The sequence below is a fragment of the Sphingomonas sp. PL20 genome, from assembly GCF_017875905.1.
Lineage (GTDB): Bacteria > Pseudomonadota > Alphaproteobacteria > Sphingomonadales > Sphingomonadaceae > Sphingomonas > Sphingomonas echinoides.
Genome location: NZ_JAGINH010000002.1, coordinates 1,067,552 through 1,093,506 on the forward strand (window position 1 = coordinate 1,067,552; position 25,955 = coordinate 1,093,506).

A 25,955-nucleotide genomic window follows, 5' to 3' on the forward strand; every position below is an offset into this window, starting at 1 on the left:
TTTCGGTAGCGCTCGGCGACTGTCTACTTCTCCCTCAGTCGTACCGCCGCAAAATCCCGGCCAGCTTGCCCTGCACGCGCACTTGCGCGGGCGCATAACGCTGCGGGTCATACGCCCGGTTCGCCGGGTCGAGCCGGATCATCGCGCCTTCGCGGCGGAAGAATTTGAGCGTCGCTTCGCTGTCTTCGATCAGCGCCACGACGATCTCGCCGTCGCGCGCCACTTCCTGGCGCTTGATCAGCGCATAATCGCCATCCAAAATCCCGGCTTCGACCATCGAATCCCCGGCGACCTCCAGCGCATAATGCTCGCCACTGCCGAGCAAAGCGGCGGGGACGGCGAGCATCGAAGCACCTTCGAATGCCTCGATCGGCACACCGGCGGCGATGCGGCCGTGCAGCGGGATTTCGATCACGTCATTGGCAGGCTCGGGCATTGCGCGAACGTTGGCGGCGGGCGCAGCGGTGGTCTTGGTCGGCGTGTTGCTGCCGCGCTCGGGCATTTTAAGCACTTCGAGCGCGCGTGCGCGATTGGGCAGGCGGCGGATAAACTGGCGTTCCTCGAGCGCGCTGATCAGGCGGTGGACGCCCGATTTGGATTTGAGGTCGAGCGCTTCCTTCATTTCCTCGAACGAGGGCGACACGCCGGTTTCATCAAGCCGGTCGTTGATGAAGCAGATCAGCTCATGCTGCTTGCGCGTTAGCATCGCTCGGGCCCTTTCGTCGGAACAGACTGCGAACCTATACGGAACGAAAAATCGCGCGTCAAGCGTGGGCTTTAGGGGAGCGCGAGGATTTCCACCGAGTCGCCCGCTCCGGCCGCTGGCGCATGCGGCGCGCGCGCGATCAGGCAATCCGCCTCGGCAAGGGTCCGCAGCAACGAGGAGTCCTGGCGCTGTGCCACATACACGCGCCCATCGCGGGTTTGCGCCCGGAGATAATCCTGCCGCCGGTCATTGGCGGGCAGGGCCGCGCCCAGTATGGCGGTGCGTAAGACCGGCACGGCCGCGCGCGCGCCGCTCAGATGCGCGATCAGCGGGCGCAGGAACACCGTCGCCGTGACGAAGGCCGACACCGGGTTGCCGGGCAGGCCCAGTACCGTCATCCCGCGCAAGCGCCCCGCCAGCATCGGCTTGCCGGGCCGCAGCGCGATCCGCCAGAAATCGATCGTCCCGCCCGCCGCCTCCAGCGCCGGGCGGATCAGGTCATGGTCGCCGACCGAAGCGCCCCCGGTGGTGACGAGAATGTCGGCGTCCACCGCAGCAAAGGCGGCGGCGATGGCATCGAGTCGATCGGGCAGGATACCGAGCGGGAGGATGTCGACCGGTAAGTCGGCCAGCAACGCCGCCAGCATCACGCTGTTGGATTCGGGCAAGGCCTCGGGGGCACCGCTCGCCCCCGGGGCGACCAGTTCGTCACCGCTCGCGACCACCGCGACGCGCAACCGCCGCGCGACCGTCAGCGCGCCGTGCCCGGCGATCGCCGCCAGCGAGAGACGCGCTGCCGTCAGCCGCTCGCCCTTGGCGATGAGCAACTCGCCGCTGGTGAAATCGAGCCCCTTGCGACGGATATTGCCGCCGCGCACCGGTCCGTCGCCGGACAGGGTAAGGCTGTCGCCGTCGCGGGCCGCCTCTTCCTGGACCAGCACGCTATCGGCTCCGGACGGGAGCGCCGCACCGGTGAAGATGCGCACGGCCTCCCGCGCGCCGCACGTCCCGTCAAAGGGTCGCCCGGCGGCGCTCTCGCCAATCACGCGCAGCGGGCCCGGCAAATCGTCGAACCGTACCGCATAGCCATCCATCGCCGACAGGTCGGCATAAGGCTGCGTGCGCAGCGCACAGACGTCGCTCGCCAGCCAGCGACCCGCCGCCGCCGCCAAAGGCACCGTTTCCGTCGCCACTGCGGTGCCCAGCGCGAACAGGCGCTCTTGCGCTTCGGACACGGACATCAGGGGAGCGGGCATAAGGCAGCTTTCAAAGGTGTAAGCGGGGGAATCAGCGCGCCGCCAGGCGGGGCGTCGCGCTTGCCATCGTCAAACGCGTGATCGTGCCGCCCGCATCGCCGCGCTGCACGTCGAACGTGCCGCCAAGCTGCCGGGCCAGTGTCGTCGCGATCGTCAGCCCGAGACTGGTCGGAAGCGTGATGTCAAAGTCGGTCGGCAAGCCCACGCCATTGTCGGTGACGGAGAGGTTCAACAGGCCGTCGGCGCTTTTAACACGGATGTCGATCTGCCCGGTTTCGCGGTCGGCAAAGCCGTGTTCGAACGCATTCGCCACCGCTTCCGCCAGGATCAAGGCGAGCGGGATCAGCGCATTGGGATCGAGCACCATGTCCGCTTGCGCATCGACCCGGCACGCAATGCCGGGCTTGCCGCCGGCTTCGGCGAGATCGGCGACCAAATCGGTTACGAACCGATCCAGCGCGACCTGGCCACCGCTCACATCATAGAGCTGGCGCTGGATCCGGCCGATCAGCTGGACGCGGTGGACGGCGTTGTCGAGAATCTGCCGCGCGCCCGCATCGGTAAGGGCGCGACGCTGGACGCTGAGCAAGGCCGCAACCATCATCAGATTGTTCGACACACGATGTTGCAATTCGTTGAACAGCACATCGCTGCGCTCGACCAGATCGAGCCGCTGGGCCGCCAATTCGCGCGTGCGCTCGCGTTCTTCGCGCAGCCGGGCATTGGCCTTTTGCATCATATCGACCAGCGCAATATCGACCGCGACGACGCCGATATAAAAGAGCAAGGCCGTCGCGGTGGGCGCTCCGATCTGAAAACTGAACAGCGGCGCGATGAAAAAGTACCAGGCGATGAGCCCGCACAGAATGGCCGACAGCACGCCGGGCCCGCGACCCCAGAGAAAGGCGGAGATAATGACCGCCGGAAAGAAGGTGAGAAACGGAAATCCCGGCGGGAAATACGGGTTCAGCGCACTACGCAAGAGCCCGGCCAGAACAGCCGACAGCGCCGCGAAAACATAGGCAAGGATCGGGCGATCGGTCAGGAGCGGCAAACGTTCCAGCAGGTTCGGTCGTAGGTCATTCATTCGGTCAGATACCAATTCCCTCAGGGCCGCGCAGTATTCTCGATCAAGATTCGGATACTCCGCCCGCTACCGTCGCGCATCCTACGCCATCGTATGACCGTGTCGCAAATGCGCGAACGGCGCGCGCGCGCGCCGGGGTAGTTGCACGGAAACCACAGTCGTGTGGCAATCCCGGGCTTCTGCCCAAACTGTCACAATCGCGACATAATCTCGGCCTAGCCGCGCCTCAGCAACCAGACTGTACCAGTCGAAGACCGCTCAGAGCGCATCGCGCAGACACCCGCAAAGGGCGCTGCGCGCGTGTTGTCATGTCCGCAGTACGCTAAACTCAAAATGGGGAACATCGTGTCCAAATCACTCGTCGCAAAGTCCGCACTCCTGTTCGGCACCGCGTTTGTCGCGCTTGCCGGTGCCAGCGCTGCCAGCGCGCAGGATGCTCCTGCTGCTGCCGCAGCGGCGCAGACGCCCGCCGCAGAAGATAATCTCGGCGATATCGTCGTCACCGCGCAACGCCGCAGCGAGAACCTGCAGAAGGTGCCGGTTTCGGTCGGCGTGCTGCAGGGTGCCGATCTGCGCAACTTCACGGCGGGCGGCGGCGATACGCTGCTCGAACTCGCCAACCGCGTCCCCGGCCTTTACGCCGAGACGACCACCGGCAAGATCTTCCCGCGCTTCTACATTCGCGGCCTCGGCAATATCGATTTCTACCTCGGCGCCTCGCAGCCCGTGTCGATCATCCAGGACGATGTCGTGCTCGAGCATGTCGTGCTGAAGTCCAACCCGGTGTTCGACGTGAACCAGATCGAAGTGCTGCGCGGGCCGCAGGGCACGCTGTTCGGCCGCAACACCACGGCCGGCATCATCAAGTTCGACACGAACAAGCCGACCAACGATTATGAAGGCCGCGCGACGGCGTCCTATGGCAGTTACAACACCGTGTCGGTCGACGCCGGCGTCGGCGGGCCGATCGTCAAGGACGTGCTCTCGTTCCGCGTGTCGGGTCTGTATCAGCGTCGCGATAACTGGATCGACAACAGCTATACCGGCCCGAGCGATGACGGCACCGTCGGCGGCAAGAACAAGCTCGGCGGCTTCGAGGAGAAGGACGTCCGCCTCCAGTTGATGCTGACCCCGCCCGAAACCGGCTTCACCGGCATCGTTTCGGCGCATGCGCGCAATTACTCGGGCACTTCGACGATCTTCCATCGCGGCGCGATCAAGCTCGGCACCAACGATGTCAGCGCCGAACCGCGCGACAGCATCGCGCTCGATGAGGGCCATAACAATCCGCAGGCGTACCGGACCTATGGCGGCTCGTTCAACGCGAAGAACGATTTCGGCGCGGTCACGCTGACCTCGATCACTGCGTATGAATCGACGTCGGGCTATAGCCGCGGCGACACCGATGGCGGTGCCGCAGTCAATTTCGCGGGCGGCAAATTCTATGGCGAGAGCCAGGGCCGCGTTCGCGATCTCGACCAGCTGAGCCAGGAACTGCGTCTGGCCAGCAATGGCACCGGGCGTTTCAAGTGGCAGATCGGCGGCATCTACTTTGAATCGCGCGATACGACCGAATTCGACCAGCGCGGTTTCTTCCTGCTCGACAATTCGTTCGGGACCAACCCGAACCCGAACAACTTCGTCGTCCTGCGCAACATCAACACGTCCTATGCCGGTTTTGGCCAGGCGAGCTACGAACTGCTCCCCAAGCTGACGCTGACCGGCGGCGTACGCGTGACCTATGACGAAAAGACCACGCGCCTCGTCACGCCGCCGCGCAACGCAGCGGGCGTATCGACCTTCCCGGCTGCGGCCGCGAGCTATGTGCGCCTCGCCGATACCCAGCCGAGCTGGGAAGGCAGCCTCAACTATGCGGTCGAGCCGAATGTGAACGTGTTCGCGCGCGTTTCGCACGGTTTCCGCGGGCCGACGATCCAGGGTCGTAACGCCGTGTTCAGCTCGGCCTTCGTCACCGCGACGTCGGAGACGATCACGTCGTATGAAGCCGGCATCAAGTCGAACCTGTTCGGCAACACGCTGCGCTTCAACGCGACGGGCTTCTACTACAAGGTCCACAACATCCAGTTGAACGGCAACGACGCCAACAATAACGGCCTGCTGTTCAACGCCAACCAGGCGCAGGCGTGGGGCGGCGAAGCGGAGCTGACCTGGCGTCCGGTGCCCGAGTTCACGCTCGGCCTGGGTGGCAGCGTGCTGCACACCGAGATCAACGACACGCGCGTGTATGCACCGGTCTGCAAGCTCAACGGCGTCGTCACCTGCACCGTGCTCAACCCGACGATCAATGTCGGCGCGGCGACGCTCGCGCAGATCAACGGCAACGTGCTGCCCGACGCGCCGAAATATCAGCTCGATGCCAATGCCCGGTATGACTATCCGCTGGGCAATGGCGGCAAGCTGTTCCTCGCGGGCGACGTCACGCTGCAGGGCTATACCAGCTTCGTGCCGTACAAGACGATCGAGTACACCTCGGACGGCACCTTCGAGGCTGGCCTGAAGGGCGGTTACGCCGCGCCGGACAACAAGTACGAACTGGCCGTATTCGTGCGCAACCTGACCAATGAGAAGAACCTGAAGGGCGTGCTCGATAACTACAACGCCGCCGTGTTCAATGACCCGCGCATCATCGGCGTGTCGCTGAGCGGCAAGTTCTAAGGATGGGGGCGCGGCCTGCTTCGGCGGGCCGCGTTCACCGTTGGGGGCCAAACCGAATATGCGCGCCGCCAGAGCGCAAGGATCCGGTTTGGCCCACGTCAGCGATCAGTTGCCGGTTTGCGGCTTGTGGAACGCCGCCGTTAGACAAGTGGCCTTTGCGTTTCTTATGGTGGTGCCAACAACTCGAATGATTTGATAGTCGGTGAGGGTCGCGGTTTTACGATCGAAGGTGATTAAGCGATCCTGCTCAGGCGTCTGCGTGTCAGCCAGCTTTATTGGATAAGATGCCCGATCCTTAATGGGATATGTCTGCTGGGGGCTACACTCTGCGTAACAATAATATCCTGCTGCCAGGTCCGCACTGAATGTTATGGTGTAAGGAACGACCATAGGCGCGTTCGTGTCAAATTGGACGGTTTCTGTTCCGGTGCAACTCTCAGCAAATTGATCTTGCGCTGACGCAGAGGTAGATCCGAGGGCCGCGAGGGCAAAAGCACAAACCGCGTATCGCATCTTGTTGTCTCCACGGCATGATTAGCATGCTAGCATAACCCTCTGGCTCAACCTTCGCTAATGACAATCGTGTCACCGAGGCGATGTTATTGTTAAGCATCGGATGCTAACGCTGATCTTCGAGGCAGGTGATTCAGCCCGCCCGCGACCAATCGCCCGATTTGCCGCCGGTCTTGGTCAGCAATTGCACGCCGCCGATCGTCATGCCTTTGTCGATCGCCTTGGCCATATCGTAGATCGTCAACAGCGTGATCGTAACGGCGGTCAGCGCTTCCATCTCGACCCCGGTCTTGCCTTCGGTCGCCACCGTCGCGGTTGCGGTGACGCCGCTTTCGTCCACCACCAGATCGATCGCCACGCGCGTCAGCGGCAACGGGTGGCATAAGGGGATCAACTCGCTGGTGCGCTTGGCCGCCATGATGCCCGCGACGCGCGCGACGGCGAGGACGTCACCCTTGAGGGCGGTGCCGTCTCGGATCGCGCGGGCGGCTTCGGCGCTCATGTCGATGCGACCGGTGGCGACGGCCTCGCGGCGGGTGTCGGGCTTGGCACCGACATCGACCATGTGCGCGGCACCTGTGGCGTCGAGGTGGGTTAGGTCGGTCACGTCTTTCTCCCCTCCCTGAAAGGGAGGGGTTGGGGGTGGGTTGGCTCGTTATCGAACGCCGTCCCCATCTCCACACCAACCCACCCCCGGCCCCTCCCTTCCAGGGAGGGGAGATCGAAGAAGAAGGGCGTAACGCTGCTCACCCCACCAGCGCCCGCGTTGCCGCTTCGACGTCGGCCTGGCGCATCAGCGATTCGCCGATCAGGAAGCAGCGAATGCCATGTTCGGCCATCGCATCGAGATCGGCGCGGGTGGTGAGGCCGCTTTCGGCGACGAAGGTGCAATCCTTCGGCGCCTTGGACACGAGTTCATAGGTGCGCGCGAAATCCACCGTGAAATCGCGCAGATTGCGGTTGTTGACGCCGATCAGCCGCGACTTGAGCTTCAGGGCGCGCTCCATTTCGCTGTGCGAATGCACCTCGACCAGCACGTCCATCCCGCATTCCAGCGCACTCGCCTCGATCTCGGCGAGCAGCCCGTCGTCGAGCGCCGACATGATCAGCAGGATCGCGTCCGCACCAAGCCCACGCGATTCGGGCACCTGCCACGGATCGACCATGAAATCCTTGCGCAGCACCGGCAGCGCACAGGCATTGCGCGCGGCGGTCAGATAGCTGTCGGCCCCCTGGAACCATGCTTCGTCGGTCAGCACCGACAAGCAGGTCGCCCCACCCGCCTGATAAGCAGCGGCATGGGCGGGGGGATCGAAATCCTCGCGGATCAGGCCCTTGGATGGGCTGGCCTTTTTGATCTCGGCGACCAGCGCAAAGCCGGTCTTGGCGCGCGCATCCAAGGCGGCGCGAAAGCCGCGCGGCGCGGTCTGCGCGGCGATGCGGTCGTCGAGTTCGGCGAGCGCGGTGGTTGCTTTCCGCGCGGCGACTTCGGCGCGCTTGGTTTCCAGGATGCGGGTGAGAACGTCGGTCATGAATAGGCAATCCATCGATCGAGCAAGCCGTTCGCCGCGCCGCTGTCGATCGCGTCGCGTGCAATCTCCACGCCTTCGGCAAGCGTCTGGCTCGTGCCCGCCACGATCAGCGCGGCGGCGGCATTGAGGAGAACAGCATCGCGATATGGGCCCGCTTCGCCCTGAAGCAAGCGGCGCAGCGCGGCGGCGTTATAGGCGGCATCGCCACCGCGGATCGCGGTGACAGGGTGGCGCGGCAATCCCGCGTCTTCGGGCACGATGATGTCGGGCAGGTCAACCTGGCCGACGCTGACCGCGACGCTTCTGCCGGCACTCGACAATTCGTCCAGCCCTTCCTCGCCCGACACCACCAACGCCGCCTCGGTGCCAAGCTGTTCGAGCGCGGCGGCATAGGTTGCGGCATAATCGGGCCGCGCGATGCCGATCAACTGGCGCGTTACCCCGGCGGGGTTGGCGAGCGGCCCCATCAGGTTGAAAATCGTGCGCCGTCCCAGCCGCTGGCGGATCGGCGTGATCCGCTTCATCGCCGGGTGATGGTTGGCGGCGAACAGGAAGGCGATGCCGATATCGCGTAAGCTTCCCTCGGCGCATAATCCGGCGCGGTGCATGTCGAGCCCCAGCACTTCCAGCGTATCCGCCGCGCCCGCCTTGGAGGAGGCCGCGCGATTGCCATGCTTGGCGACGGGAACGCCGGTGCTGGCGACGACGATCGACACGGCGGTGGAGACGTTGAGCGTATGATGCCCGTCGCCCCCGGTGCCGCAGACATCGACCGTGCCCGGCGGTGCATCGATCGGCAGCAGGCGCGCGCGCATCGCGCGGGCGGCCTCGGCGATTTCGATACTGGTTTCGCCGCGCTCGGTTAGCCCGATCAGGAAAGCCTCGATCTCCGACTCGGACGTTCGCGCGTCGAGCAGGTCGGCAAAGGCCTGCGCCGCGGTTTCGCGACTAAGCGGCGATGCCGTGTCGGGGAGGAGGTTCAATTTCCCCTCCCGCTTGCGAGTTCCGGGTCGGCCATGCCCCCGGCATGGCCTGGACGACGTGGGGCGTCGTCCACCCGGTACTGGGTTAGGGGAGGGGGGGCAGAGAGCTGTGCGTCTTGGACAGGCCCTCCCCCAGCCCCTCCCGCAAGCGGGAGGGGAGATATGCCCGCATCCGCCAGAAAATTCGCCAGCATCGCATGGCCATGTTCGGTGGCGATGCTTTCGGGGTGGAACTGCACGCCGTGGATCGGCAGCGTGGCATGGCGCACGCCCATCACCGATCCGTCATCGGCGCGCGCGTTGACCACCAGCGTGTCCGGCAGATCCTCGACGATCAGCGAATGATAGCGCGTCGCGGTGAAAGGCGAGGGCAGGCCCGCGAACACGCCCGTTCCGTCATGCGTGACGGGCGAGGTCTTGCCGTGCATCAACCCGCCGCGCACCACGCGGCCGCCGAAATGCTGGCCGATTGCCTGATGCCCCAGGCACACGCCCAGCAACGGACGCCCAGCTGCGGCGCAGGCCGCCACCAGATCGAGCGAGATGCCGGCCTCGGTCGGGGTTTTGGGGCCGGGCGAGATCAGGAACCCCTGCGCATTGCTGGCCAGCGCCTCGGCGGCGGTCAGCGCGTCGTTGCGCACCACCTTTACCTCCGCGCCCAACTCCATCAGGTAGTGGACCAGGTTCCAGGTGAAGCTGTCGTAATTGTCGATGACGAGGATCATGGCGCGCCGCTAACCTGTTTGTGCTGATACGACAATCGCGGTGATAAAGACGCCGTTCAGGTTGGATCTAACCAAACGTGCTACACGTTACCGTGTCCCAAGGAGAAATTCCCATGCTGCGCCCCTTCGCCGTCGCCCTTTTGCTGGCTACAGTCCCCACCGCGACGGTCGCGCAGAGCGCGCCGCAGGCTTCGACGACCGAAGCCAAACAGGCCGAGTCGGGCAAGCCGCCGCTCCGGATTCGCTCGGTCACGCTGACGGGTAACGAGACCTGCCCGCAGGCGAGCAATCCCGATCAAGAGATCGTGGTGTGCGCGCGTGTCGGCGAACCCTATCGCATTCCCAAGGCGCTGCGCGACCAAAAGCCGATCCCGGCGCAGAACCAGAGCTGGGTCAATCGCGTGGCGGTGATGGACGAGGTCGGTCGCCGCGCCGGTGGCTTGCCCGACACCTGTTCGCCGACCGGCTCGGGTGGCCAGACCGGCTGCGCCAAGCTGCGCGCCGAACAATATGCCGCCGAAAAGGCCGATGCCAAGCGTCAGGCAAGCCAGGTTCCGTAAGAGGCCATTACCCCGTTCGGGCTGAGCTTGTCGAAGCCCCGCTCTCCTATCGCCGACCGCGTGCCTGTGGGGGGCTGCCCTTCGACAAGCTCAGGGCGAACGGGGGGGCTAGCCGGTTACTGCCCGAACCCGCTCTCCGCCGCCCGCGCGATCGCCTCGCGCGCGGCGGCGAGCAGCGCGCCCGCTTTCGCCTCGCACTCGCGCTGCTCATACGCCGCTTCGCTGTCGGCGACGATCCCGGCCCCCGCCTGCACATTCATGATGCCGTCTTTCACGATCGCGGTGCGCAGCACGATGCACGAATCCATCGATCCGTCGGGCGAGAAATAGCCGACGCCGCCCGCATAGGGCCCACGCACAGCCCCCTCCAGTTCGGCAATGATCTCGCACGCGCGCACCTTGGGCGCACCGCTGACCGTGCCCGCCGGGAAACCCGCGAACAGCGCGTCGAGCGCGTCATGCTCGGGCGCTAGCTGGCCGATCACGTTCGAGACGATGTGCATGACATGGCTGTAGAATTCGGTGGTGTAGCTCGCCGTTACCTGCACGCTGCCCGCCGTCGCCACGCGCCCGACATCGTTGCGGCCAAGATCGAGCAGCATGAGGTGCTCGGCGCGCTCCTTGGGGTCGGCGAGCAGGCTCTGGCGGTTGGCTTCGTCCTCGGCGGCGGTCTTGCCGCGTGGGCGCGTGCCGGCGATCGGGCGGATCGTCACCTCGCCGTCGCGCACCCGCACCAGAATTTCCGGGCTCGATCCGGTCAGCGCAAAGCCGGGCAGATCGAGATGATAGAGGAACGGCGACGGATTGATCCGCCGCAGCGCGCGATAGAGTTCGAACGCAGGCAGCGGGAAGGGCGCGGTGAAGCGCTGTGACAGCACCACCTGAAAGATGTCGCCCGCGACGATATAGTCCTTCGCCCGCGCCACCATCTCGGCATAGCGGCCGGGGGCAAGCGTTGGCGTCAGCGCGATGTCGCTCGCCTCGCCGCGCACCGGCGCGGGCAAAGGCGCGGTGGCGAGGCGCGCGGCGGTCGCCTCGATCCGCTCGAGTCCCTCGGTCACGATCGCCTCGGGGGTACGCGTCGCGTCGGGCCAGACCGGCGCGACCAGGAACAGCGCATCGGCCAGCCGGTCGAAGATCAGCACCACCGTCGGCCGCACGAACATCATGTCGGGCAAGCCCAGCGTATCGGTCACCGGGCGTGGCAGCCGCTCGACCAGGCCGATCGTCTCATAGCCGAAATAGCCCACCAGACAGGCGAGTGCGCGCGGCAGTTCGGCAGGCACGTCCATCCGGCACGACGCCACCAGCGCGCGCAAAGCCTCCAGCGTCGGTTCGGTGCAGGGGGCGAAGGCCTCGCGATCGGTCAGCCAATGCGGGTTGATCGCGGCGGCATTGCCCTGCGCGCGGAACACCAGATCGGGCGCGAGCCCGATCAGGCTGTGCCGCCCGCGCGTTTCCCCGCCCTCGACCGATTCGAGCAGGAAGTCGCCTCGCCCCGGCTCGATCAGCTTTAGGGCTGCAGCGACCGGGGTCTCTGTATCGGCGACCTGACGCTGCCACAGCAGCGCCGGACGACCGGCGGCGAGGGCGGCGTGTGCTGCCGCCGTATCAGGGCTGATCGGTCGCACTCACGCCACCCAGCATGTTGAGCTTGAGCTTGGCGATCGCAGCGGTGTTGCGCGTGGTGCCAACCGCCTTTTGCACGGCCTTGCCGAAGGCACCGGCATATTCACGGCCGATCACCTTGCCGATATCGGAGCGCGTACCGGAGATGACCTTGTCGTTGCCGCGCGCATCGCCCGCTTCGATCGAGTCGAGATGAACGATGACCCAGCCGGCCCTGTCCGGCGCTTCGATCAGCTTGGTGGTCTTGGCGGCCATGCTGAACAGCAGCGACAGCGGGGCTGGCACCTGGCGCGGGTTCGCCATCAGCGCGGCGCGCGGCGCGTTGATCGGGCGCAGCGGCGGCAGCTTCAGCTTGGTCGCGGCCATCGCCTCGGCCAAGGGCGTGCCCTTATTGGCGCTGGCGACGACGGCGGCGGCGATCTTGCGCGCCTCGCGCTGGCCACGGTCGAGCGTGAAGTCGCGCACCACTACGTCGCGGATCTGCGCCAGCGGGCGCGGCGCGGCCGGCACGATCTTTTCGACCGCGACCAACGCAAAGCTGCCATCGGGGCCCAACGGCACGGTTTGCGGCGCATCACCCGCTTGCGCTGCAAAGGCGGCGGCGAGGATCGGCGCAATCGCAGGATCGGGCTTGGCGGTGGGGTTGTCGATGTCCTGACCGGTCGGCAGCAGCGCGGGGGTGCGCAGCGGCGTCAGCTTCTGCTGCGTGACCAGCGTCTCGAAATTGCTCTTCGACAGTGCGTCCTCCATCGCGTTGCGCTTGTCGGTCAGCGCGGCGGTGGTCTTCTGCTTGGACAGCGTCTCGCGCAGCGCTGGTGTTGCCTCGGCCAGCGTTTTTGCGGGCTGGATATGCTGCTTGACGATCTTGGCGACGATGAAGCCAAGCGGCGCGCGCAGCGGTCCGACGACATCGCCCGCTTTGGCGGCAAAGGCCGCATCGGCGACGGCGGCGGACGTCTGCCCGGCATAGCCCGCTTTCTGCTGGTCGGTCAGCGTCGCGGCTTCGAGCCCGGCGGCGCGGGCCGCCTGCTCGATCGGCGTGCCTGCGCGCACCTTGGCGGCGAGCGCCGTCGCGGCGGTCTGATCGGCGACCACGACTTGCGCGATCGTGCGTACATCGGCGGCGGCGAAGCTTGCCGCCTGCGCCTTATAGGCAGCGGCGATCTCGGCATCGGTCGGCGCGGCGGCGACGGTGGCCGCATTGATCAGCGCATAGCGCACGATCCGCCGCTCCGGCACGCGGTAGCGCGACAGGTTGCGGGTGTAGAAGGTGTTAAGCTCGGCATCGGTCGGCGCGGGGCCTGCGGCGACCGCCTGGCTCGGGATGAAGCCGACCGTACCGTTGCGCTTCTCCAGCAGCAGGCTCGCATAAGGCAGCGCCATTTGCACCGGCACCTGAATCGCGCCGATCGTCGGCAGGATCAGGTGGCGCATCAGCGTCTGGTCGGCAATGTCGGTGCGGACCTGTGTATCGGTGGCACCGTTCTGCTTCAGCACGGCTTCATAGCGCGCTTGGTCGAACTTGCCGTCGAGCCCGATCAGCCCCGGCTGGCTGGCGATCACCGCATCGACCGCTTTCTTACTGATGACGATGCCCTGCTTCTGCGCGAACTGGCGGAAGGCGTTCGAATCGATCAGCCGCTCCAGGCTCGCATCGAATCCGCCGCCCGCAACGAACTGCGCCATCGTCAGCGACGGCTGCTCCTGCCGATATTGGTTGAAGTCGCGCTGCACCGCTGCCTGCAAGTCACCGATCACGATCGTCTGGCTGCCAACGGTGGCGACGGTGTCGCCCTTGGCGGCGGGCGTGCCGCTGCCCGACAGGCCCGATTTGTCCGAAAGCACGAACGCCAGGCCAAGCAACGCGACGAATCCAAGCGCAACGGCGGCCCCCAGCGGATGGCGGATCATTCGGCGGAAAAAACTGAGCATGAGCGGGAGCGGCCAATCTGTCTGGAGCGTAATCTTTGCCGCTTTAGGGGGGTGGCGGGGCGGCTTCAAGCCGGGGCTTGGACTTGTGCGTTGCGGCAGGGGCGTTATCGCAGGGCAAAAGGTAAGAAAAAAGAGGATGGGCATGACACGTCGCAAGCTGGTCGCCGGCAATTGGAAGATGAATGGCAGTCTCGCCGCTTTGGCGGAACTCGACACGATCGCGGCGGTCGCGCGCGCGCATCCGGCGGTCGATGTGGCGATTGCGTTGCCCGCGACGCTGATCGCCCCTGCTGTCCAGCGCGTGCCCGGCCTCGCCATTGGCGGGCAGGACGTCCATGCTGCGGAAAGCGGTGCGCACACCGGCTGCCTGTCCGCCGCGATGCTCGCCGAAGCGGGGGCGAGCTTCACCATCGTCGGCCATAGCGAACGCCGCGCCGATCAGGGCGAAACCAGTCAGGATGCCTGGGCGAAGGCCAGCGCCGCGCACCGTCACGGTCTCGGCGTCATCCTGTGCGTCGGCGAAACGGATGCCGAGCGCGACGCCGGCCGCGCCGCACGCGTGGTGCAGGCGCAGATCGAAAAATCGGTGCCCGATCTCGCCACCGGCGCGTGGCTGACGCTGGCGTATGAACCGCGCTGGGCGATCGGCACCGGCCGCACCCCGACGCTCGATGAAATCGCCGAAGTCCATTCGATCGCTCGCGCCAAGCTGCGCACGCTGGTCGGCGATGCCGCCGACACGATCCGCATACTCTATGGCGGATCGGTAACGGGCGCGAATGCGGCGGCGATCCTGGAAACCGAGGATGTCGACGGCGCGCTGGTCGGCGGTGCTAGCCTGACGGCGGCGAAATTCGTGCCGATCATCGAAGCGGCGGGGTAGGGCGCGCGTCGGCTCCCCTTTCTCCGTTCGTTTCGAGCGTAGTCGAGAAACAGCTACAAGCGCTGTGCCTGGTTTCTTGCATGTTGCGGCTGGCCTGATCTGGTGATCCAGAAGGGTTGACCTGCAGGGGTGGCCGCCCCTGCAGGTCGGACGGGCGGGACCGTGGGTTTCTGGGCTATGCGCCGCAGTCGAGCGTGGTCCGTCCGTCTTCTTTGTCTGGCCTGAACAGATGATGGGGAGCAAGACCCGAATGCAAGAAAAGGCCGAGGCAACGCCGACGATCCATGTCGGCATCGATGTGAGCAAGGCGCATCTCGATGTGCATCTGCACCCGCTGGGCGAGCGGTTGCGCGTGACCAACGATGCGCACGGCCACCGCCACCTTGTGGCGCTGCTCACCCAGCACGCGGTGGCGCTCGTGCTGATGGAGCCGACCTCGCGCTATCACCGCGCCGTCCATCGTCGGCTGCATGAAGCCGGTCTGCCGGTCGCGCTCGCCAATCCGCTGCGCGCGCGGCTGTTCGCCCAGGCGTCCGGCACGCTCGCCAAGACCGATGCGATCGATGCCGCGATGCTGGCGCGCATGGCCGAGCGGCTTGGCCCCGATCCGGTCGCCCCGCCGACACCGGCGCAAGAGGAGCTTCAGGAACTCGCCAGCGCCCGCCAGGCCGCGATCGCTGAACGCACCGCGCTCGGCAATCGTCTCGCCGCTGCCACCAGCGCCTTCCTGCGGCGCGAACTCGCCACCCGCCTGCGCGCGCTCGAGCGCCATATCGCCCGGCTCGATAGCACGATCGACACCATGATCCGGGCCGATCACGAGCTCGACCGCAAGGCCCGTATCCTGCGTTCAATCCCCGGCGTCGGCCCCGTCACCTCGCTCGCCTTCCTCGCCCAGCTCGGCGAACTCGGCCGCATCACCGCCAAGCAGGCCGCAGCCCTTGCCGGGCTCGCTCCCTTTGCGCGGGATAGCGGGACATCCCAGCCAAAGCGCCGCATCCATGGCGGGCGTGCCCAGCTCCGCTGCGCTCTCTACATGGCGGCGCTGAGCGCCAGCCGCCGCAACGCCGATCTCAAACGATTCTACCAAGGCCTCATCGAACGCGGCAAACCCGCCAAACTGGCGCTCGCTGCCGTCGCCCGCAAAATCGTCGTCCTTGCAAACACCCTCATCACTGAAAATCGACACTGGACGCAAGTCACCCCTTGACCGACAACACAGATGCTCGACTTCGCTCGAAACGAACGGGGGGGGGGCGGGGTACCACCCCGGCGCATCGCCAATCCCCACTGGACACGCAAACCGCCGCCCGCTTATCGGGGCGCGATGAGTGTTATTGCCACGATCATGAACACGGCCACCGGCCAGCCCATCCAGAAAATGACCTTCGGGCGGATGCCCAAGCCCTGGATTTCCTTCAACCTCGCCACCGGCGAACTGGTCACCGCCGACCGCGTCGAAGTCGGCAAACCCGCGCCCGGCAAATTCGTCGTGCCGGTGTCGGTCTGGGTCACGCCCAAGACCGATAAAAGCGCGTAAAGGCCGCGAACCATCGCCCTCATCTCCCTCTCCCACCGGGAGAGGGAAGGGGCCCGCCGCGCCAGCGGTGGGAAGGGTGAGGGCGACCCGCGCCACATCCCCCACTCACCCTCACCCTTCCGCGGCTTCGCCGCTCCCTCCCTCTCCCGATGGGAGAGGGATTTGCTGTTCAGCGTCGCCATTGCTTACCCTCGGCGTTCGTGCAGACTGCCGTTTCCCGATACGGAGGGCGACCCACCCCCAGCCCCTCCCTTTCAGGGAGGGGAGGCGCGACCGTGCCCTTCTTGCTCCCCTCCCTGGGAGGGGCTGGGGGTGGGTTGGCCTGCGACGGTGCGGGGTCGGGGTTGAACGCAAAATTAGAAATAAAGCATCTCTATCCGTCAAACAGAAGGCCATTCTGAGATGCCGGCTCGAAGCTCACCAAATCGCCACTGTATCTCACATGAAATACCAGTTCGTACCGGCTTGGCCCAATCAGCCATAGTATCGGAGCTGGGAATTTACGCAGTGACAGTATCTTTTTGAAAGCATTACGTGTTTTACCCAATGAGGGCGCAGGGGTGGCGGGGTTTGCGCCGAATTGCACCATGAGTGCGAATAGATCGTCAACCTCGGCGCGAGTCTTCTTCACCTCCCCAACAATGGCGGTCGGTCCGCCATTACCCAGCGCTATGATATCATATGCCCAATCTGGCGATTGGGCAGCAAGGCGCGAAATTGGCCAGCGATAATCCAAATGCAAGCGCGCGATCGCTCCCATAGAGATGATCGGCTCCATCCAAAGCGTAAAAGTGCGGAGTTCAGCCGTTTTGCTCCCGGTCCAAAAGAATTGCTCATGTACCTTTGCATTGCCAATGATATACTGGCCTCGACCTTTGTAAGAAAGCAACCCTGCTTGCCACGCCCGTAAAAAGTCCTCTGCATCTTCCTCCGATAGTCGATTTGATTTTTCGACAAAGCCAAAAATGTTGAGCCGCCGATCCGGATCGGAGCAGAATTCTGGGATCAATCTACTCTTCAATAGGTTGTTGAATTCAGCTCGCGCACTCATTCAATTTCCAATTCAGTTTTGATCGCGGCAGCAAGCAGAGCATAAAGGTCGATTACAATCGATCGAACGAAGTGTCGCCGGTATATATTAATACAACGATGCTGACTTATCGAATCTGCCCCCCTTAACCCCCAAGCCGCGCCGGATCGACCACCACATGCCGGATATGCGTCCGGTTATACGTATACGTAATGTGCACCAGCCCATCCCGGGTCTGGATCACCGCCGGATAAGCATAGCCATCGGGCAGCGGTTTGTCCTCCAGGGTCAGCACGTTGCGCCAGTCCACCCCATCGCGCGACAGGCCGATGTTGAGCGGCCAGCGCGGGCCGTCGCCGGGGCGGTCGGGCCAGTGCGCGCTGTGATTGTAGACGATCAACTGCCGCCCATCGGCCAGCGTCACCGCGTCGGTGCCGGCATTGGGGTTGGGCAGGTCGATCGCCACCAGCGGCGACCAGCTCTTGCCCGTATCGCGCGACCAGCTCATCGCCAGCGCGCCCTGCCGCGTGCGCGCCACCACCGCCAGGCGACCATCGGCAAAGTGCAGCACGCTCGGCTGGATCGCCTCGATCCCGATGGGGGATGCGATCGGCGGCTCGACCGTCCAGCTTCGCCCCTGATCGGTCGAACGCTCCATCCGGATACACCAGCGGTTGTGTTCGGGCGTGCCCTCCTCGCGGCTGGAGGGTGACAGCCAGCTTCCGTCCGCCAGCACCACCGGCTTGTTCTTGATCGGCCCCAGCACGCCCTCGGGCAGGCGCTGCGCCGCGCTCCAATTGCGGCCGCCATCGCTGGAGGTCTTGACCATCCCCCACCAGCCACGCGGATTGGGGCCGACCTTGTAGAACAAAGTGAGCGGCCCGCCTGGCGGCTGGAACAGCACCGGGTTCCAGGTCGGGTAGCGCGTGCCGTCCGCACTTTGCCCATCGGCGACCGCGGCCGGCTTGTCCCACCCGCCTGGCCCCCGGCGGGCGAACCAGATCGTCACATCGGGGCGGCTCTCGCCGGTGCCGCCAAACCACGCGGCGGCGAGCGTGCCGTCGGGCAACTCGACGATGGTCGAGGCATGGGCCTGCGGGTAAGGCGGGGCGGGATCGATGAATTCGGAGAGCAGGATCGGCGAGGGCGCGGCAATCGCCGCCATCGGCAGCGCCGCCAGTGCGACCAGTCCCACCAGCATCGCCTTGAAATATCGCAAGATCATCGCTGCCTTATCACCCAACCACTGCCTCCGCTCCTCCGTCATGCCGGGCTCGTCCCGGCATCCACCGTGCCGCACGCTCTGCGACCGAAGGTCTCGGATCCCGGTGGACCCCGGCACAGGGCCGGGGTGACGACTGCACCCCGCTCAACCCGGATAGCGCGCCTTCAGCATCGCCCAGGCCGCGCGCAGGCCCAGCGCCTCGCCACCCTTGGGCCGCCCCGGCTTGGCCGAAGGCCGCCAGGCAAAGGTGTCGAAATGCGCCCAGGGCGTCCCCTCGGGCACGAAGCGCCGCAGGAACAGCGCCGCCGTCACCGCGCCGGCAAGGCCGCCATCGGGCGCGTTGACCATGTCGGCAATGTCGGAGGACAGCATTTCGTCATAGCCATCCCACAGCGGCATCCGCCACAGCGGATCGTACACCGTCGTGCCCGCCGCCAGCAGCGCTTCGGCCAGCGGCTCGTCATTGGCGAAGGTCGCGGGCAGATCGGGGCCCAGCGCCACGCGCGCCGCGCCGGTCAGCGTCGCGAAATCGAGGATCAGCGCGGGCGTCTCTTCGGCGGCGCGGGTGATCGCATCGCCCAGCACCAGCCGCCCTTCGGCATCGGTATTGGTGTTCTCGACCGTCAGCCCCTTGCGCGTACGCAGCACGTCGCCGGGGCGGAAGGCGTTGCCCGCTATGCTGTTCTCCACCGCCGGGATCAGCAGGTGCAGCCGCACCGGCAGCCGCGCCGCCATCACCAGCCCGGCCAGCGCCAGCGCATGCGCCGCGCCGCCCATGTCCTTCTTCATCAGCCGCATGCCAGAGGAGGGCTTGATGTCGAGCCCGCCCGAATCAAAGCACACGCCCTTGCCGATGATCGCGATGCGTGGATGCGCCGGATTGCCCCATTCGAGCTCGATCAGGCGCGGCTCGCGCCCCTTGGCGGCGGCCTGGCCGACCGCGTGGATCATCGGATAGCCCTTGATGAGCGCATCCCCCTTGGTGACGGTCACGCTCGCGCCGTGGGTCTTGGCCAGCGCCTCAGCCTCGCCCTCCAGCTCGGCGGGCCCGAGATCGGCGGCAGCGGTGTTGACCAGATCGCGCACGCTGGCGACCGCCTGCGCCAGGCGCACCGTCTCCTCGATCCGCGCGGGCTCGCCGGTCAGCAGCACGCGCGCGCCGGTCACCACCTCGTCGCTGCGATAGCGGTCGAACTTGTGCTGCGCGAGCGCCCAGCCGAGCATCGCCGCGCCGGGTTCGCCCTCGGCCAGGCGATAGGTGCCTTCGGGCAATTGCTCCCCCAGCGAGGCGATCCGCCACGGCGAATCGAGGCTTTCGTTGCACACCAGCAGCATCGCCCAATCGTCGGGCCCATCGCCCGGCAGCACCGCGCGGTTGCCGGCCTTGCCGGTCAGCCGATGCGCCGCCACCGTGGTGCGGATGCGCGGCGGCTGTGCCTTCAGCCAGCTCTCCCATTGGTCGGGATGTACGACATGGATCAGGCGCGCGGGCTGGCCGCGATCGGGCTGCAGCAGGGCTGCGGGGTTGAAGATCATGCGCCCTTTATCGGAAGCGCGGGGCCGCTGCGCAAGCCGCGATGGCGCTCAGGCGAGCGGCACCCCGTACAGATCATGCTCGTCGGCATCCTCGATCTCGACGCGGACGATGTCACCCTGTGTCAAATGCCCGGCATCGCGCAGGAACACCTCGCCGTCGATCTCGGGCGCATCGGCCTTGGATCGCCCGGTCGCGCCATCCTCGCCGACCTCGTCGATGATCACGTCGAGCGTGCGGCCGACCTTGGCCTGCAGTTTCTCGGCGGAGATGCGCGCGGTCAGCTCCATCAACCGGGCGTAGCGCTCTTCCTTGATTTCCTCGGGCACCGGATCGGGCAGGGCATTGGCCGCCGCCCCCTCGACCGGCTCGAACCGGAACGCGCCGACGCGATCGAGCTGCGCTTCCTGCAGCCAGTCCATCAGATAGGCGAAATCATCCTCGGTCTCGCCGGGGAAGCCGACGACGAAGGTCGAGCGGATCGCAATATCCGGCGCGATCGTCCGCCAATGCTTGATGCGCTCGAGCACCTTGGTCTCGTTCGCCGGGCGCTTCATCAGCTTCAGCACGTTGCGGCTGGCATGTTGGAACGGAATGTCGAGATAGGGGAGGATCAGCCCCTCGGCCATCAGCGGGATGACCTGGTCGACATGCGGATAGGGGTAGACATAATGCAACCGCACCCATGCGCCCAATTTGCCCAGCTCGCGCGACAGATCGGTCATATGCGCGCGGACTTCTTCGCCATGCCACAGGCGCGGCTGGTGGCGGATGTCGACGCCGTAGGCGGAGGTATCCTGGCTGATCACCAGCAATTCCTTGGTGCCCGCTTCGATCAGCTTCTCCGCCTCGCGCAGGATCGCATCGGGGCGGCGGCTGACCAGATCGCCGCGCAGGCTCGGGATGATGCAGAAGGCGCAGCGGTGGTTGCAGCCTTCTGAAATCTTGAGATAGCTGTAATGGCGCGGGGTCAGCTTCAGCCCGCTTTCGGGCACCAGATTGAGGAACGCGCTCGGCGGCATCGGGGCCGCATCATGCACCGCGCCGACCACTTCCTCATATTGATGCGCACCGGTAACGGCCAGCACATTGGGGAAGCGCGCGCGGATCGTCTCGGCTTCCTTGCCCATGCAGCCGGTAACGATAACGCGGCCATTCTCGGCAATCGCCTCGCCAATGGCTTCGAGGCTTTCCTCCTTGGCCGAATCGAGAAACCCGCAGGTGTTGACCAGCACGACATCGGCCCCGGCATAATCGGGCGACATCTGATAGCCATCGCTGCGCAGCTTGGTCAGGATCCGTTCGCTATCGACCAGATTCTTCGGGCAGCCGAGCGAGACCATGCCGATCTTCGGCGGGGAGGGGAGTGTTGTTGCCATGGGAATGGCGGCACATAAGCGCAGTCGCGGGATTTTTCCAGCGATTGCCGCTTGGGCGCTACCTGGCACCTTTCCTCCGCCTGGTGATTCATGGCTATGCCATCGCGACGGTCGCTTTTATCGTCTTGGTTTCGCCTCTCGTTTAACCGGTACACCCTACCGCCAAGGTTCCCGTTCATGGCACGATCCGCACCCTGCCTGGCGTTCCTGCTGCTAGCGGGATGCGGCGCGCAAAGCTCCAAACCGCCACCGCCGCGCGTGATGTTCGCCGGGCTCCCGGTCAGCGGTAGCGTCGCCGATGCCCGCCGCGCGGGCTTCACCGATTGCGTCGCACCCGATTGGGGCAGCCTGCGCTGTCGCCGCCACGGCGTGATGATCGAGGGGACGGGCCCCTATGAGGGTGCGGTGGACCTGACCGGCAACGACGGCAGCGGCGGCTTCGACCAAGTCACGGTGTGGCACGATCAGGACCAATATGCCGTCTACAAGATCACTGACGTGCTGGAGAAGCAGGGGTGGAAGAACTGCAGTACGGGCAGCGGCGACCGTGGCGACCAGATCATCTACACCCACACCGGCATGCCGGTCAGGGTCTCGATGGATTTGAGCTATTGGGGCAAACGCCGACTGCGGGTGATCCCGGCATGGAACAAGAAGGAGCGGCGGTGTTGAAGGATCGGCGGGCAAGATCAGATCGCGCAGCCATTACCGACATCGCGACTGGACCCCGGCCTTCGCCGGGGAAGGAATATCGTTTGGTGCCGCATCCCGATTTTCCGCCGCGGGCAGCTTTGGTCGTTAAGGCTAGTGTTAGCCGACGGTCAGACGGATGCTTCTTCCTCGTGAACTTCCGTGTGCATGGCGGACTTGATAGCATAAGGTGGCCAGACGCTTCGGCTGAAGGACGTTTCGACAGACTCTGGGAGCATAGCTGTTTCGAGGTCTTCTTGGCTCCCGGCGCGACACCTTCCTATATCGAAATGAATTTTGCGCCTGGACGTCAATGGGCGGCTTACAGGTTCGACGATTATCGACATGGTATGAAAGATGCGCTCGGCATTACGATCCATCGGATGGACTGGTTCGTAAGAGACCTATCTGTGCCACGGGCCGAGATGCAGGTTTTGCTTGAGGGCCCGCCCGAACTCGAGACCTTGGATTGGAAACTAGGTCTGACCACGGTCATCGAGGAAACCGACGGCACCAAATCCTATTGGGCGCTTGCCCATGCGGCCGGTCCGCCCGATTTCCACAATCGAGATTGCTTTATCGCGACCCTCCCGGCACCTGAGCACGCATGAACTTCGGTATCGATCGCCTCCTCGCCGACCCCGCGCTCCGCAAGCCGCTGGAGGGCAAGCGCATCGCTTTGCTCGCCCACCCGGCCTCGGTCACGCGCGACCTGACGCATTCGGTCGACGCGCTGATCGCGGTGGGGCTGAACGTCACCGCGATGTTCGGCCCGCAGCATGGCGTGCGTGGCGATCTGCAGGACAATATGGAGGAGTCGCCCGACTTTACCGATCCGACCTACGGCATGCCCGTGTTCAGCCTTTACGGCGAAGTCCGCAAACCCACCGGGCAATCGATGGGCACATTCGACGTGCTGCTGGTCGATCTGCAGGATCTCGGCACGCGCATCTACACCTTCATCACCACGCTGCGCTACGTGCTGGAGGCCGCCGCTGAGCACAACAAGGCGGTGTGGGTGCTTGATCGCCCCAACCCCGTTGGCCGCCCGGTCGAGGGCCTCACGCTGCTGCCGGGCTGGGAGAGTTTCGTCGGGGCGGGACCGATGCCGATGCGTCACGGGCTGACCATGGGCGAACTCGGCCATTGGTTCATCGATCTGCTGAAACTCGATGTCGAGTATCGCGTAATCGAAATGGAAGGCTGGCAGCCCGACGCTGCCCCCGGCTTCGGCTGGCCGACCGACCGCGTGTGGATCAACCCCAGTCCCAATGCCCCCAATGTCATGATGGCGCGCGCCTATCCCGGCACCGTCATGCTGGAGGGCACCACTTTGTCCGAAGGGCGCGGCACCACGCGCCCGCTCGAACTGTTCGGCGCGCCCGATATCGGTGCGCGCGCGGTGGTGGCGGACATGCGCCGCCTCGCGCCCGACTGGCTGACCGGCTGCACGCTACGGGACATCTGGTTCGAGCCGACCTTCCACAAGCATGTGAAGACGTTGTGCAACGGCGTGCAGATCCACGCCGAAAGCGCCTTCTACAACCATGCCGCCTTCCGCCCGTGGCGGGTGCAGGCGCTCGCCTTCAAGGCGATCCGCTGTTTGTACCCCGACTATGATCTGTGGCGCGATTTCCCGTACGAATATGCCTTCGGCAAATTGCCGATCGACGTCATCAATGGCGGGCCGGGATTGCGGTTGTGGGTGGACGATACGGCGGCGACTCCGGCGGACCTCGATTCGCTGACGGTGCCCGATGAAGCTGCGTGGACGCACCTTCGGCAACCTCATTTGCTTTACTGACACTTAGCTCGCTTGGCCGCACTCGGTTCGTCGCGCTTGCGCAACGACTCAGGGATTCGGCCGTCATCGAGTCATGGTGCGGTGCGGAAACCATCGTCATGACGTTTTTATACGATTCGCGGCAGGCGGGGGCCTTGTCGGATCGCTTATATCCGGAAGGATGGGACGTCGTGGAATCCGATCGCCACTTCTATATGCGTCGCGTTACGGCGGAGCGGCTTGCGGCCGCCCGCGCGGTTACCGAGGAAGCGCGCAAACGTCGCCTCGTTCTGATCGAAACTTATCTGCAGAAGCTGCAGGCGATGCCGGCCTAAAACCCCGGCCTACCGCTTCCGCGTCAATTCCCGCATCGCCTCGTCAAGGCCCGCCAGCGTCAGCGGGTACATGCGCTCGTTCATCAATTCGCGGAGGATGCGCAGGCTCTGCGAATAGCCCCATTGCTGTTCCGGGATCGGGTTGAGCCACACCGCCGCCGGATAGGTGTTGGTCAGCCGCTGCATCCACACCGCGCCCGATTCCTCGTTGAAATGCTCGACTGATCCGCCCGGATGGGTGATCTCATACGGGCTCATCGACGCATCGCCGACAAACACCAATTTGTAATCATGGCCGAATTTGTGAAGCACGTCCCACATCGGGGTGCGTTCGGAAAAGCGGCGCTTATTGTCCTTCCACACGCCCTCATACGGGCAATTGTGGAAGTAGAAGAATTCGAGATTTTTGAACTCGCTCGTCGCCGCCGAGAACAATTCCTCGCACAGCTTCACCCACGGATCCATCGATCCGCCCACATCCAGGAACAGCAGCAGCTTCACCGCATTGCGGCGTTCGGCGCGCATCACCACGTCGAGCCAGCCCTGCCGCGCCGTTCCAGCGATAGTGGCATCGATGTCGAGTTCGTCGGCGGCCCCCTCGCGCGCGAATTTGCGCAGGCGGCGCAGCGCGATCTTGATGTTGCGCGTGCCCAGTTCGCGCGTGTTGTCGAGATTCTTGAAGTCGCGCTGATCCCACACTTTCAGTGCGCGCTTGTGCGTCGATTCCCCGCCGATGCGGACGCCTTCGGGGTTGTAGCCCGAATTGCCATAAGGCGAGGTGCCGCCAGTGCCGATCCACTTACTGCCGCCCTGGTGGCGCTCGTGCTGCTCGTCGAGCCGCTTTTTCAGCGTCTCCATGATCTCCTCCCACGATCCGAGCGACTCGATCTTGGCCATTTCCTCGGGCGTGAGATACTTCTCGGCGACCGCTTTCAGCCAGTCAGCCGGGATTTCCGCCGGGCTTTGGCCGAAGGTGGAGGCAACGCCCCGGAACACCTTGGCAAAAACCTGGTCGAAGCGGTCGAGCAGGCCTTCATCCTTCACGTACACCGCGCGCGACAGGTAATAGAAATCCTCGGGCGTGCGATCGATCACGTCGGCGTCAAGCGCCTCCAGCAGCAGCAAATGCTCCTTGAGGCTGGCCGGGATGCCGGCGGCGCGCAGGGCGTCGAGGAAATCGAGAAACATGGCACATCTCTTCCCCCTCCCGCGTCCGGGGAGAGGCCAGGGCAGGGGGGCAGATGCCCCGTTATTCGCAACATGCCCGGTGCGGTGCGCTCCTGCAAGCAGGCGCGGCGTTACCGATAGGCGTCGATCAGCGCGCCGACATAATCCGGGCTGCGCCCGGTCAATTCCGCCGCCGTCCGCGCGCGCGGGCCGTGCGCTTCCGGCGTCCCGTAAATAAAGCCGTAGGTCGGGTAGATCGTGCTGCCGAGCCCGTCGCGGTCGCGATACCAGACCTTCACCGCGCTCCAGTCATTGTAAGGCGAGGCGTCGGTCAGCGTCACATCCTGCTCGGCATGGCCGCGTTCGCCATTTTGGCGTGACCAATTGGCGTGGGTAATCATGACGACGCGGTGGTCAACGACTTGGCTGATCACCGCTACATGGCCAAGCGGCAGCCGTGCGCTGCGCGCGAAAACAAGGACCGCGCCGGGGCGGGGCGTATCGCCGCGCCGATAGCGTCCTGCGGCCTGATCCCACCAGGTCCAGGCGTCGCCATAAATCTGGATGCCGGAAGCGACACGCGCAAACGGAACGCATTCCCCGACATAGTCCAGCAGCGACGGTGCCGCCGCCGCCATTCCCGGCATGGCCAGCGCCGCCGCGAAAGCAAGAAAAACGCTACGCATACTTGGCACCCTGAAACGGCTGCCCCCACCATGCCGTTGATTTACAAGGTTTAGAACGCAATTACCATGTTGAATGCGGCGGTCCGTCGCGCCGCTATCGCGGC

Annotated in this window: 23 protein-coding genes and 1 pseudogene; 9 read left to right on the forward strand and 15 right to left on the reverse strand. The window is 65.1% G+C overall.

Annotation, left to right across the window (positions count from 1 at the left end; genetic code table 11):
- Positions 1–34 precede the first annotated feature (34 nt).
- From lexA to H4W01_RS05070, 3 genes are all read right to left on the reverse strand, one after another.
- A complete protein-coding gene (lexA, locus tag H4W01_RS05060) occupies positions 35–706 on the reverse strand; it encodes a transcriptional repressor LexA (RefSeq protein WP_010408099.1) in 672 nt (223 codons plus the stop codon).
- 71 nt (positions 707–777) lie between these two features.
- On the reverse strand, positions 778–1,962 hold the full coding sequence (locus H4W01_RS05065) for a molybdopterin molybdotransferase MoeA (RefSeq protein WP_209610144.1): 1,185 nt from the start codon (positions 1,960–1,962) through the stop codon (positions 778–780).
- A 31-nt stretch (positions 1,963–1,993) separates the two neighbouring features.
- Positions 1,994–3,049, reverse strand: a complete 1,056-nt coding sequence (locus H4W01_RS05070) for a sensor histidine kinase (protein ID WP_010408105.1) — start codon at positions 3,047–3,049, stop codon at positions 1,994–1,996.
- Between the two features lie 333 nt (positions 3,050–3,382).
- Here H4W01_RS05070 and H4W01_RS05075 point away from each other — a divergent pair, with 333 nt between their 5' ends.
- Positions 3,383–5,725 carry a TonB-dependent receptor gene (locus tag H4W01_RS05075; RefSeq protein ID WP_435804115.1) on the forward strand — a complete coding sequence of 781 codons (2,343 nt, stop codon included), beginning with the start codon at positions 3,383–3,385 and terminating at the stop codon, positions 5,723–5,725.
- A gap of 646 nt (positions 5,726–6,371) precedes the next feature.
- Here H4W01_RS05075 and moaC read toward each other — a convergent pair.
- The 4 genes and pseudogenes from moaC to H4W01_RS05095 all read right to left on the reverse strand — a co-directional run.
- Positions 6,372–6,845 carry a cyclic pyranopterin monophosphate synthase MoaC gene (gene moaC, locus H4W01_RS05080; RefSeq protein WP_209610146.1) on the reverse strand — a complete coding sequence of 158 codons (474 nt, stop codon included), beginning with the start codon at positions 6,843–6,845 and terminating at the stop codon, positions 6,372–6,374.
- A gap of 139 nt (positions 6,846–6,984) precedes the next feature.
- Complete coding sequence (gene trpC, locus H4W01_RS05085; RefSeq protein WP_209610147.1) at positions 6,985–7,770, reverse strand: indole-3-glycerol phosphate synthase TrpC; 786 nt, start codon at positions 7,768–7,770, stop codon at positions 6,985–6,987.
- Positions 7,767–8,753 (reverse strand): anthranilate phosphoribosyltransferase, encoded by a 987-nt coding sequence (trpD, locus tag H4W01_RS05090; protein WP_209610148.1) that lies wholly within the window; start codon positions 8,751–8,753, stop codon positions 7,767–7,769. Before trpD ends, trpC begins: the two co-directional genes overlap by 4 nt.
- 158 nt (positions 8,754–8,911) lie before the next feature.
- Positions 8,912–9,478, reverse strand: a pseudogene (locus H4W01_RS05095) (anthranilate synthase component II); the annotation flags it as partial.
- 113 nt (positions 9,479–9,591) lie between these two features.
- Here H4W01_RS05095 and H4W01_RS05100 point away from each other — a divergent pair.
- Positions 9,592–10,038: a hypothetical protein gene (locus tag H4W01_RS05100; RefSeq protein WP_209610149.1), complete on the forward strand. Its 447-nt coding sequence runs from the start codon at positions 9,592–9,594 to the stop codon at positions 10,036–10,038.
- A gap of 116 nt (positions 10,039–10,154) precedes the next feature.
- On the opposite strand, the gene trpE is transcribed toward H4W01_RS05100, so the two are convergent.
- A complete protein-coding gene (gene trpE, locus H4W01_RS05105) occupies positions 10,155–11,669 on the reverse strand; it encodes an anthranilate synthase component I (RefSeq protein ID WP_209610150.1) in 1,515 nt (504 codons plus the stop codon).
- A complete protein-coding gene (locus H4W01_RS05110; RefSeq protein ID WP_209610151.1) occupies positions 11,650–13,599 on the reverse strand; it encodes a peptidylprolyl isomerase in 1,950 nt (649 codons plus the stop codon). The genes trpE and H4W01_RS05110 overlap by 20 nt, the downstream gene beginning before the upstream one ends.
- Positions 13,600–13,741: 142 nt before the next feature.
- Between H4W01_RS05110 and tpiA the strand changes: the two genes are divergently transcribed.
- From tpiA to H4W01_RS05125, 3 genes are all read left to right on the forward strand, one after another.
- Positions 13,742–14,482, forward strand: a complete 741-nt coding sequence (gene tpiA / locus H4W01_RS05115) for a triose-phosphate isomerase (RefSeq protein ID WP_209610152.1) — start codon at positions 13,742–13,744, stop codon at positions 14,480–14,482.
- Between the two features lie 250 nt (positions 14,483–14,732).
- Positions 14,733–15,692 carry an IS110 family transposase gene (locus H4W01_RS05120; protein WP_209610153.1) on the forward strand — a complete coding sequence of 320 codons (960 nt, stop codon included), beginning with the start codon at positions 14,733–14,735 and terminating at the stop codon, positions 15,690–15,692.
- Positions 15,693–15,809: 117 nt separating this feature from the next.
- A complete protein-coding gene (locus tag H4W01_RS05125) occupies positions 15,810–16,022 on the forward strand; it encodes a hypothetical protein (protein ID WP_209610154.1) in 213 nt (70 codons plus the stop codon).
- Positions 16,023–16,395: 373 nt separating this feature from the next.
- Here H4W01_RS05125 and H4W01_RS05130 read toward each other — a convergent pair whose 3' ends face one another.
- The 4 genes from H4W01_RS05130 to rimO all read right to left on the reverse strand — a co-directional run bounded on the left by H4W01_RS05130 (position 16,396) and on the right by rimO (position 21,190).
- Entirely contained in the window at positions 16,396–17,031 is a 636-nt protein-coding gene (locus tag H4W01_RS05130) for a hypothetical protein (protein ID WP_209610155.1), read from the reverse strand.
- A 166-nt stretch (positions 17,032–17,197) separates the two neighbouring features.
- A complete protein-coding gene (locus H4W01_RS05135) occupies positions 17,198–18,277 on the reverse strand; it encodes a sialidase family protein (RefSeq protein WP_334685159.1) in 1,080 nt (359 codons plus the stop codon).
- Positions 18,278–18,421: 144 nt separating this feature from the next.
- The gene (locus tag H4W01_RS05140; protein ID WP_209610157.1) at positions 18,422–19,813 is read right to left on the reverse strand and encodes a leucyl aminopeptidase family protein; all 1,392 of its coding nucleotides are present in this window, start codon (positions 19,811–19,813) and stop codon (positions 18,422–18,424) included.
- A 48-nt stretch (positions 19,814–19,861) separates the two neighbouring features.
- The gene (gene rimO, locus H4W01_RS05145) at positions 19,862–21,190 is read right to left on the reverse strand and encodes a 30S ribosomal protein S12 methylthiotransferase RimO (RefSeq protein WP_209610158.1); all 1,329 of its coding nucleotides are present in this window, start codon (positions 21,188–21,190) and stop codon (positions 19,862–19,864) included.
- Positions 21,191–21,367: 177 nt separating this feature from the next.
- Here rimO and H4W01_RS05150 point away from each other — a divergent pair, with 177 nt between their 5' ends.
- The 4 genes from H4W01_RS05150 to H4W01_RS05165 are packed head-to-tail and all read left to right on the forward strand — an operon-like array spanning position 21,368 to position 23,998.
- Positions 21,368–21,862 carry a hypothetical protein gene (locus tag H4W01_RS05150; RefSeq protein WP_209610159.1) on the forward strand — a complete coding sequence of 165 codons (495 nt, stop codon included), beginning with the start codon at positions 21,368–21,370 and terminating at the stop codon, positions 21,860–21,862.
- Positions 21,835–22,491 carry a DOMON-like domain-containing protein gene (locus H4W01_RS05155; RefSeq protein WP_334685160.1) on the forward strand — a complete coding sequence of 219 codons (657 nt, stop codon included), beginning with the start codon at positions 21,835–21,837 and terminating at the stop codon, positions 22,489–22,491. Before H4W01_RS05150 ends, H4W01_RS05155 begins: the two co-directional genes overlap by 28 nt.
- Positions 22,488–23,684: an exo-beta-N-acetylmuramidase NamZ family protein gene (locus tag H4W01_RS05160; RefSeq protein WP_209610160.1), complete on the forward strand. Its 1,197-nt coding sequence runs from the start codon at positions 22,488–22,490 to the stop codon at positions 23,682–23,684. Before H4W01_RS05155 ends, H4W01_RS05160 begins: the two co-directional genes overlap by 4 nt.
- Complete coding sequence (locus H4W01_RS05165) at positions 23,648–23,998, forward strand: hypothetical protein (protein WP_209610161.1); 351 nt, start codon at positions 23,648–23,650, stop codon at positions 23,996–23,998. Before H4W01_RS05160 ends, H4W01_RS05165 begins: the two co-directional genes overlap by 37 nt.
- Before the next feature lie 9 nt (positions 23,999–24,007).
- On the opposite strand, the gene H4W01_RS05170 is transcribed toward H4W01_RS05165, so the two are convergent.
- Positions 24,008–25,186 carry a vWA domain-containing protein gene (locus tag H4W01_RS05170; RefSeq protein ID WP_209610162.1) on the reverse strand — a complete coding sequence of 393 codons (1,179 nt, stop codon included), beginning with the start codon at positions 25,184–25,186 and terminating at the stop codon, positions 24,008–24,010.
- Between the two features lie 110 nt (positions 25,187–25,296).
- Entirely contained in the window at positions 25,297–25,851 is a 555-nt protein-coding gene (locus H4W01_RS05175; RefSeq protein WP_209610163.1) for a CHAP domain-containing protein, read from the reverse strand.
- Positions 25,852–25,955: the final 104 nt, after the last annotated feature.

Coding starts and splice junctions, on each gene's coding strand:
- H4W01_RS05100 (WP_209610149.1), top strand. CDS start 9,592: ATGCTGCGCCCCTTCGCCGTCGCCCTTTTGCTGGCTACAGTCCCCACC.
- H4W01_RS05135 (WP_334685159.1), bottom strand. CDS start 18,277: ATGATCTTGCGATATTTCAAGGCGATGCTGGTGGGACTGGTCGCACTG.
- H4W01_RS05065 (WP_209610144.1), bottom strand. CDS start 1,962: ATGCCCGCTCCCCTGATGTCCGTGTCCGAAGCGCAAGAGCGCCTGTTC.
- H4W01_RS05155 (WP_334685160.1), top strand. CDS start 21,835: ATGGAACAAGAAGGAGCGGCGGTGTTGAAGGATCGGCGGGCAAGATCA.
- H4W01_RS05175 (WP_209610163.1), bottom strand. CDS start 25,851: ATGCGTAGCGTTTTTCTTGCTTTCGCGGCGGCGCTGGCCATGCCGGGA.
- H4W01_RS05070 (WP_010408105.1), bottom strand. CDS start 3,049: ATGAATGACCTACGACCGAACCTGCTGGAACGTTTGCCGCTCCTGACC.
- lexA (WP_010408099.1), bottom strand. CDS start 706: ATGCTAACGCGCAAGCAGCATGAGCTGATCTGCTTCATCAACGACCGG.
- trpC (WP_209610147.1), bottom strand. CDS start 7,770: ATGACCGACGTTCTCACCCGCATCCTGGAAACCAAGCGCGCCGAAGTC.
- rimO (WP_209610158.1), bottom strand. CDS start 21,190: ATGGCAACAACACTCCCCTCCCCGCCGAAGATCGGCATGGTCTCGCTC.
- H4W01_RS05110 (WP_209610151.1), bottom strand. CDS start 13,599: ATGCTCAGTTTTTTCCGCCGAATGATCCGCCATCCGCTGGGGGCCGCC.
- H4W01_RS05140 (WP_209610157.1), bottom strand. CDS start 19,813: ATGATCTTCAACCCCGCAGCCCTGCTGCAGCCCGATCGCGGCCAGCCC.
- tpiA (WP_209610152.1), top strand. CDS start 13,742: ATGACACGTCGCAAGCTGGTCGCCGGCAATTGGAAGATGAATGGCAGT.
- H4W01_RS05120 (WP_209610153.1), top strand. CDS start 14,733: ATGCAAGAAAAGGCCGAGGCAACGCCGACGATCCATGTCGGCATCGAT.
- H4W01_RS05160 (WP_209610160.1), top strand. CDS start 22,488: ATGAACTTCGGTATCGATCGCCTCCTCGCCGACCCCGCGCTCCGCAAG.
- H4W01_RS05075 (WP_435804115.1), top strand. CDS start 3,383: ATGGGGAACATCGTGTCCAAATCACTCGTCGCAAAGTCCGCACTCCTG.
- H4W01_RS05170 (WP_209610162.1), bottom strand. CDS start 25,186: ATGTTTCTCGATTTCCTCGACGCCCTGCGCGCCGCCGGCATCCCGGCC.
- H4W01_RS05150 (WP_209610159.1), top strand. CDS start 21,368: ATGGCACGATCCGCACCCTGCCTGGCGTTCCTGCTGCTAGCGGGATGC.
- H4W01_RS05125 (WP_209610154.1), top strand. CDS start 15,810: ATGAGTGTTATTGCCACGATCATGAACACGGCCACCGGCCAGCCCATC.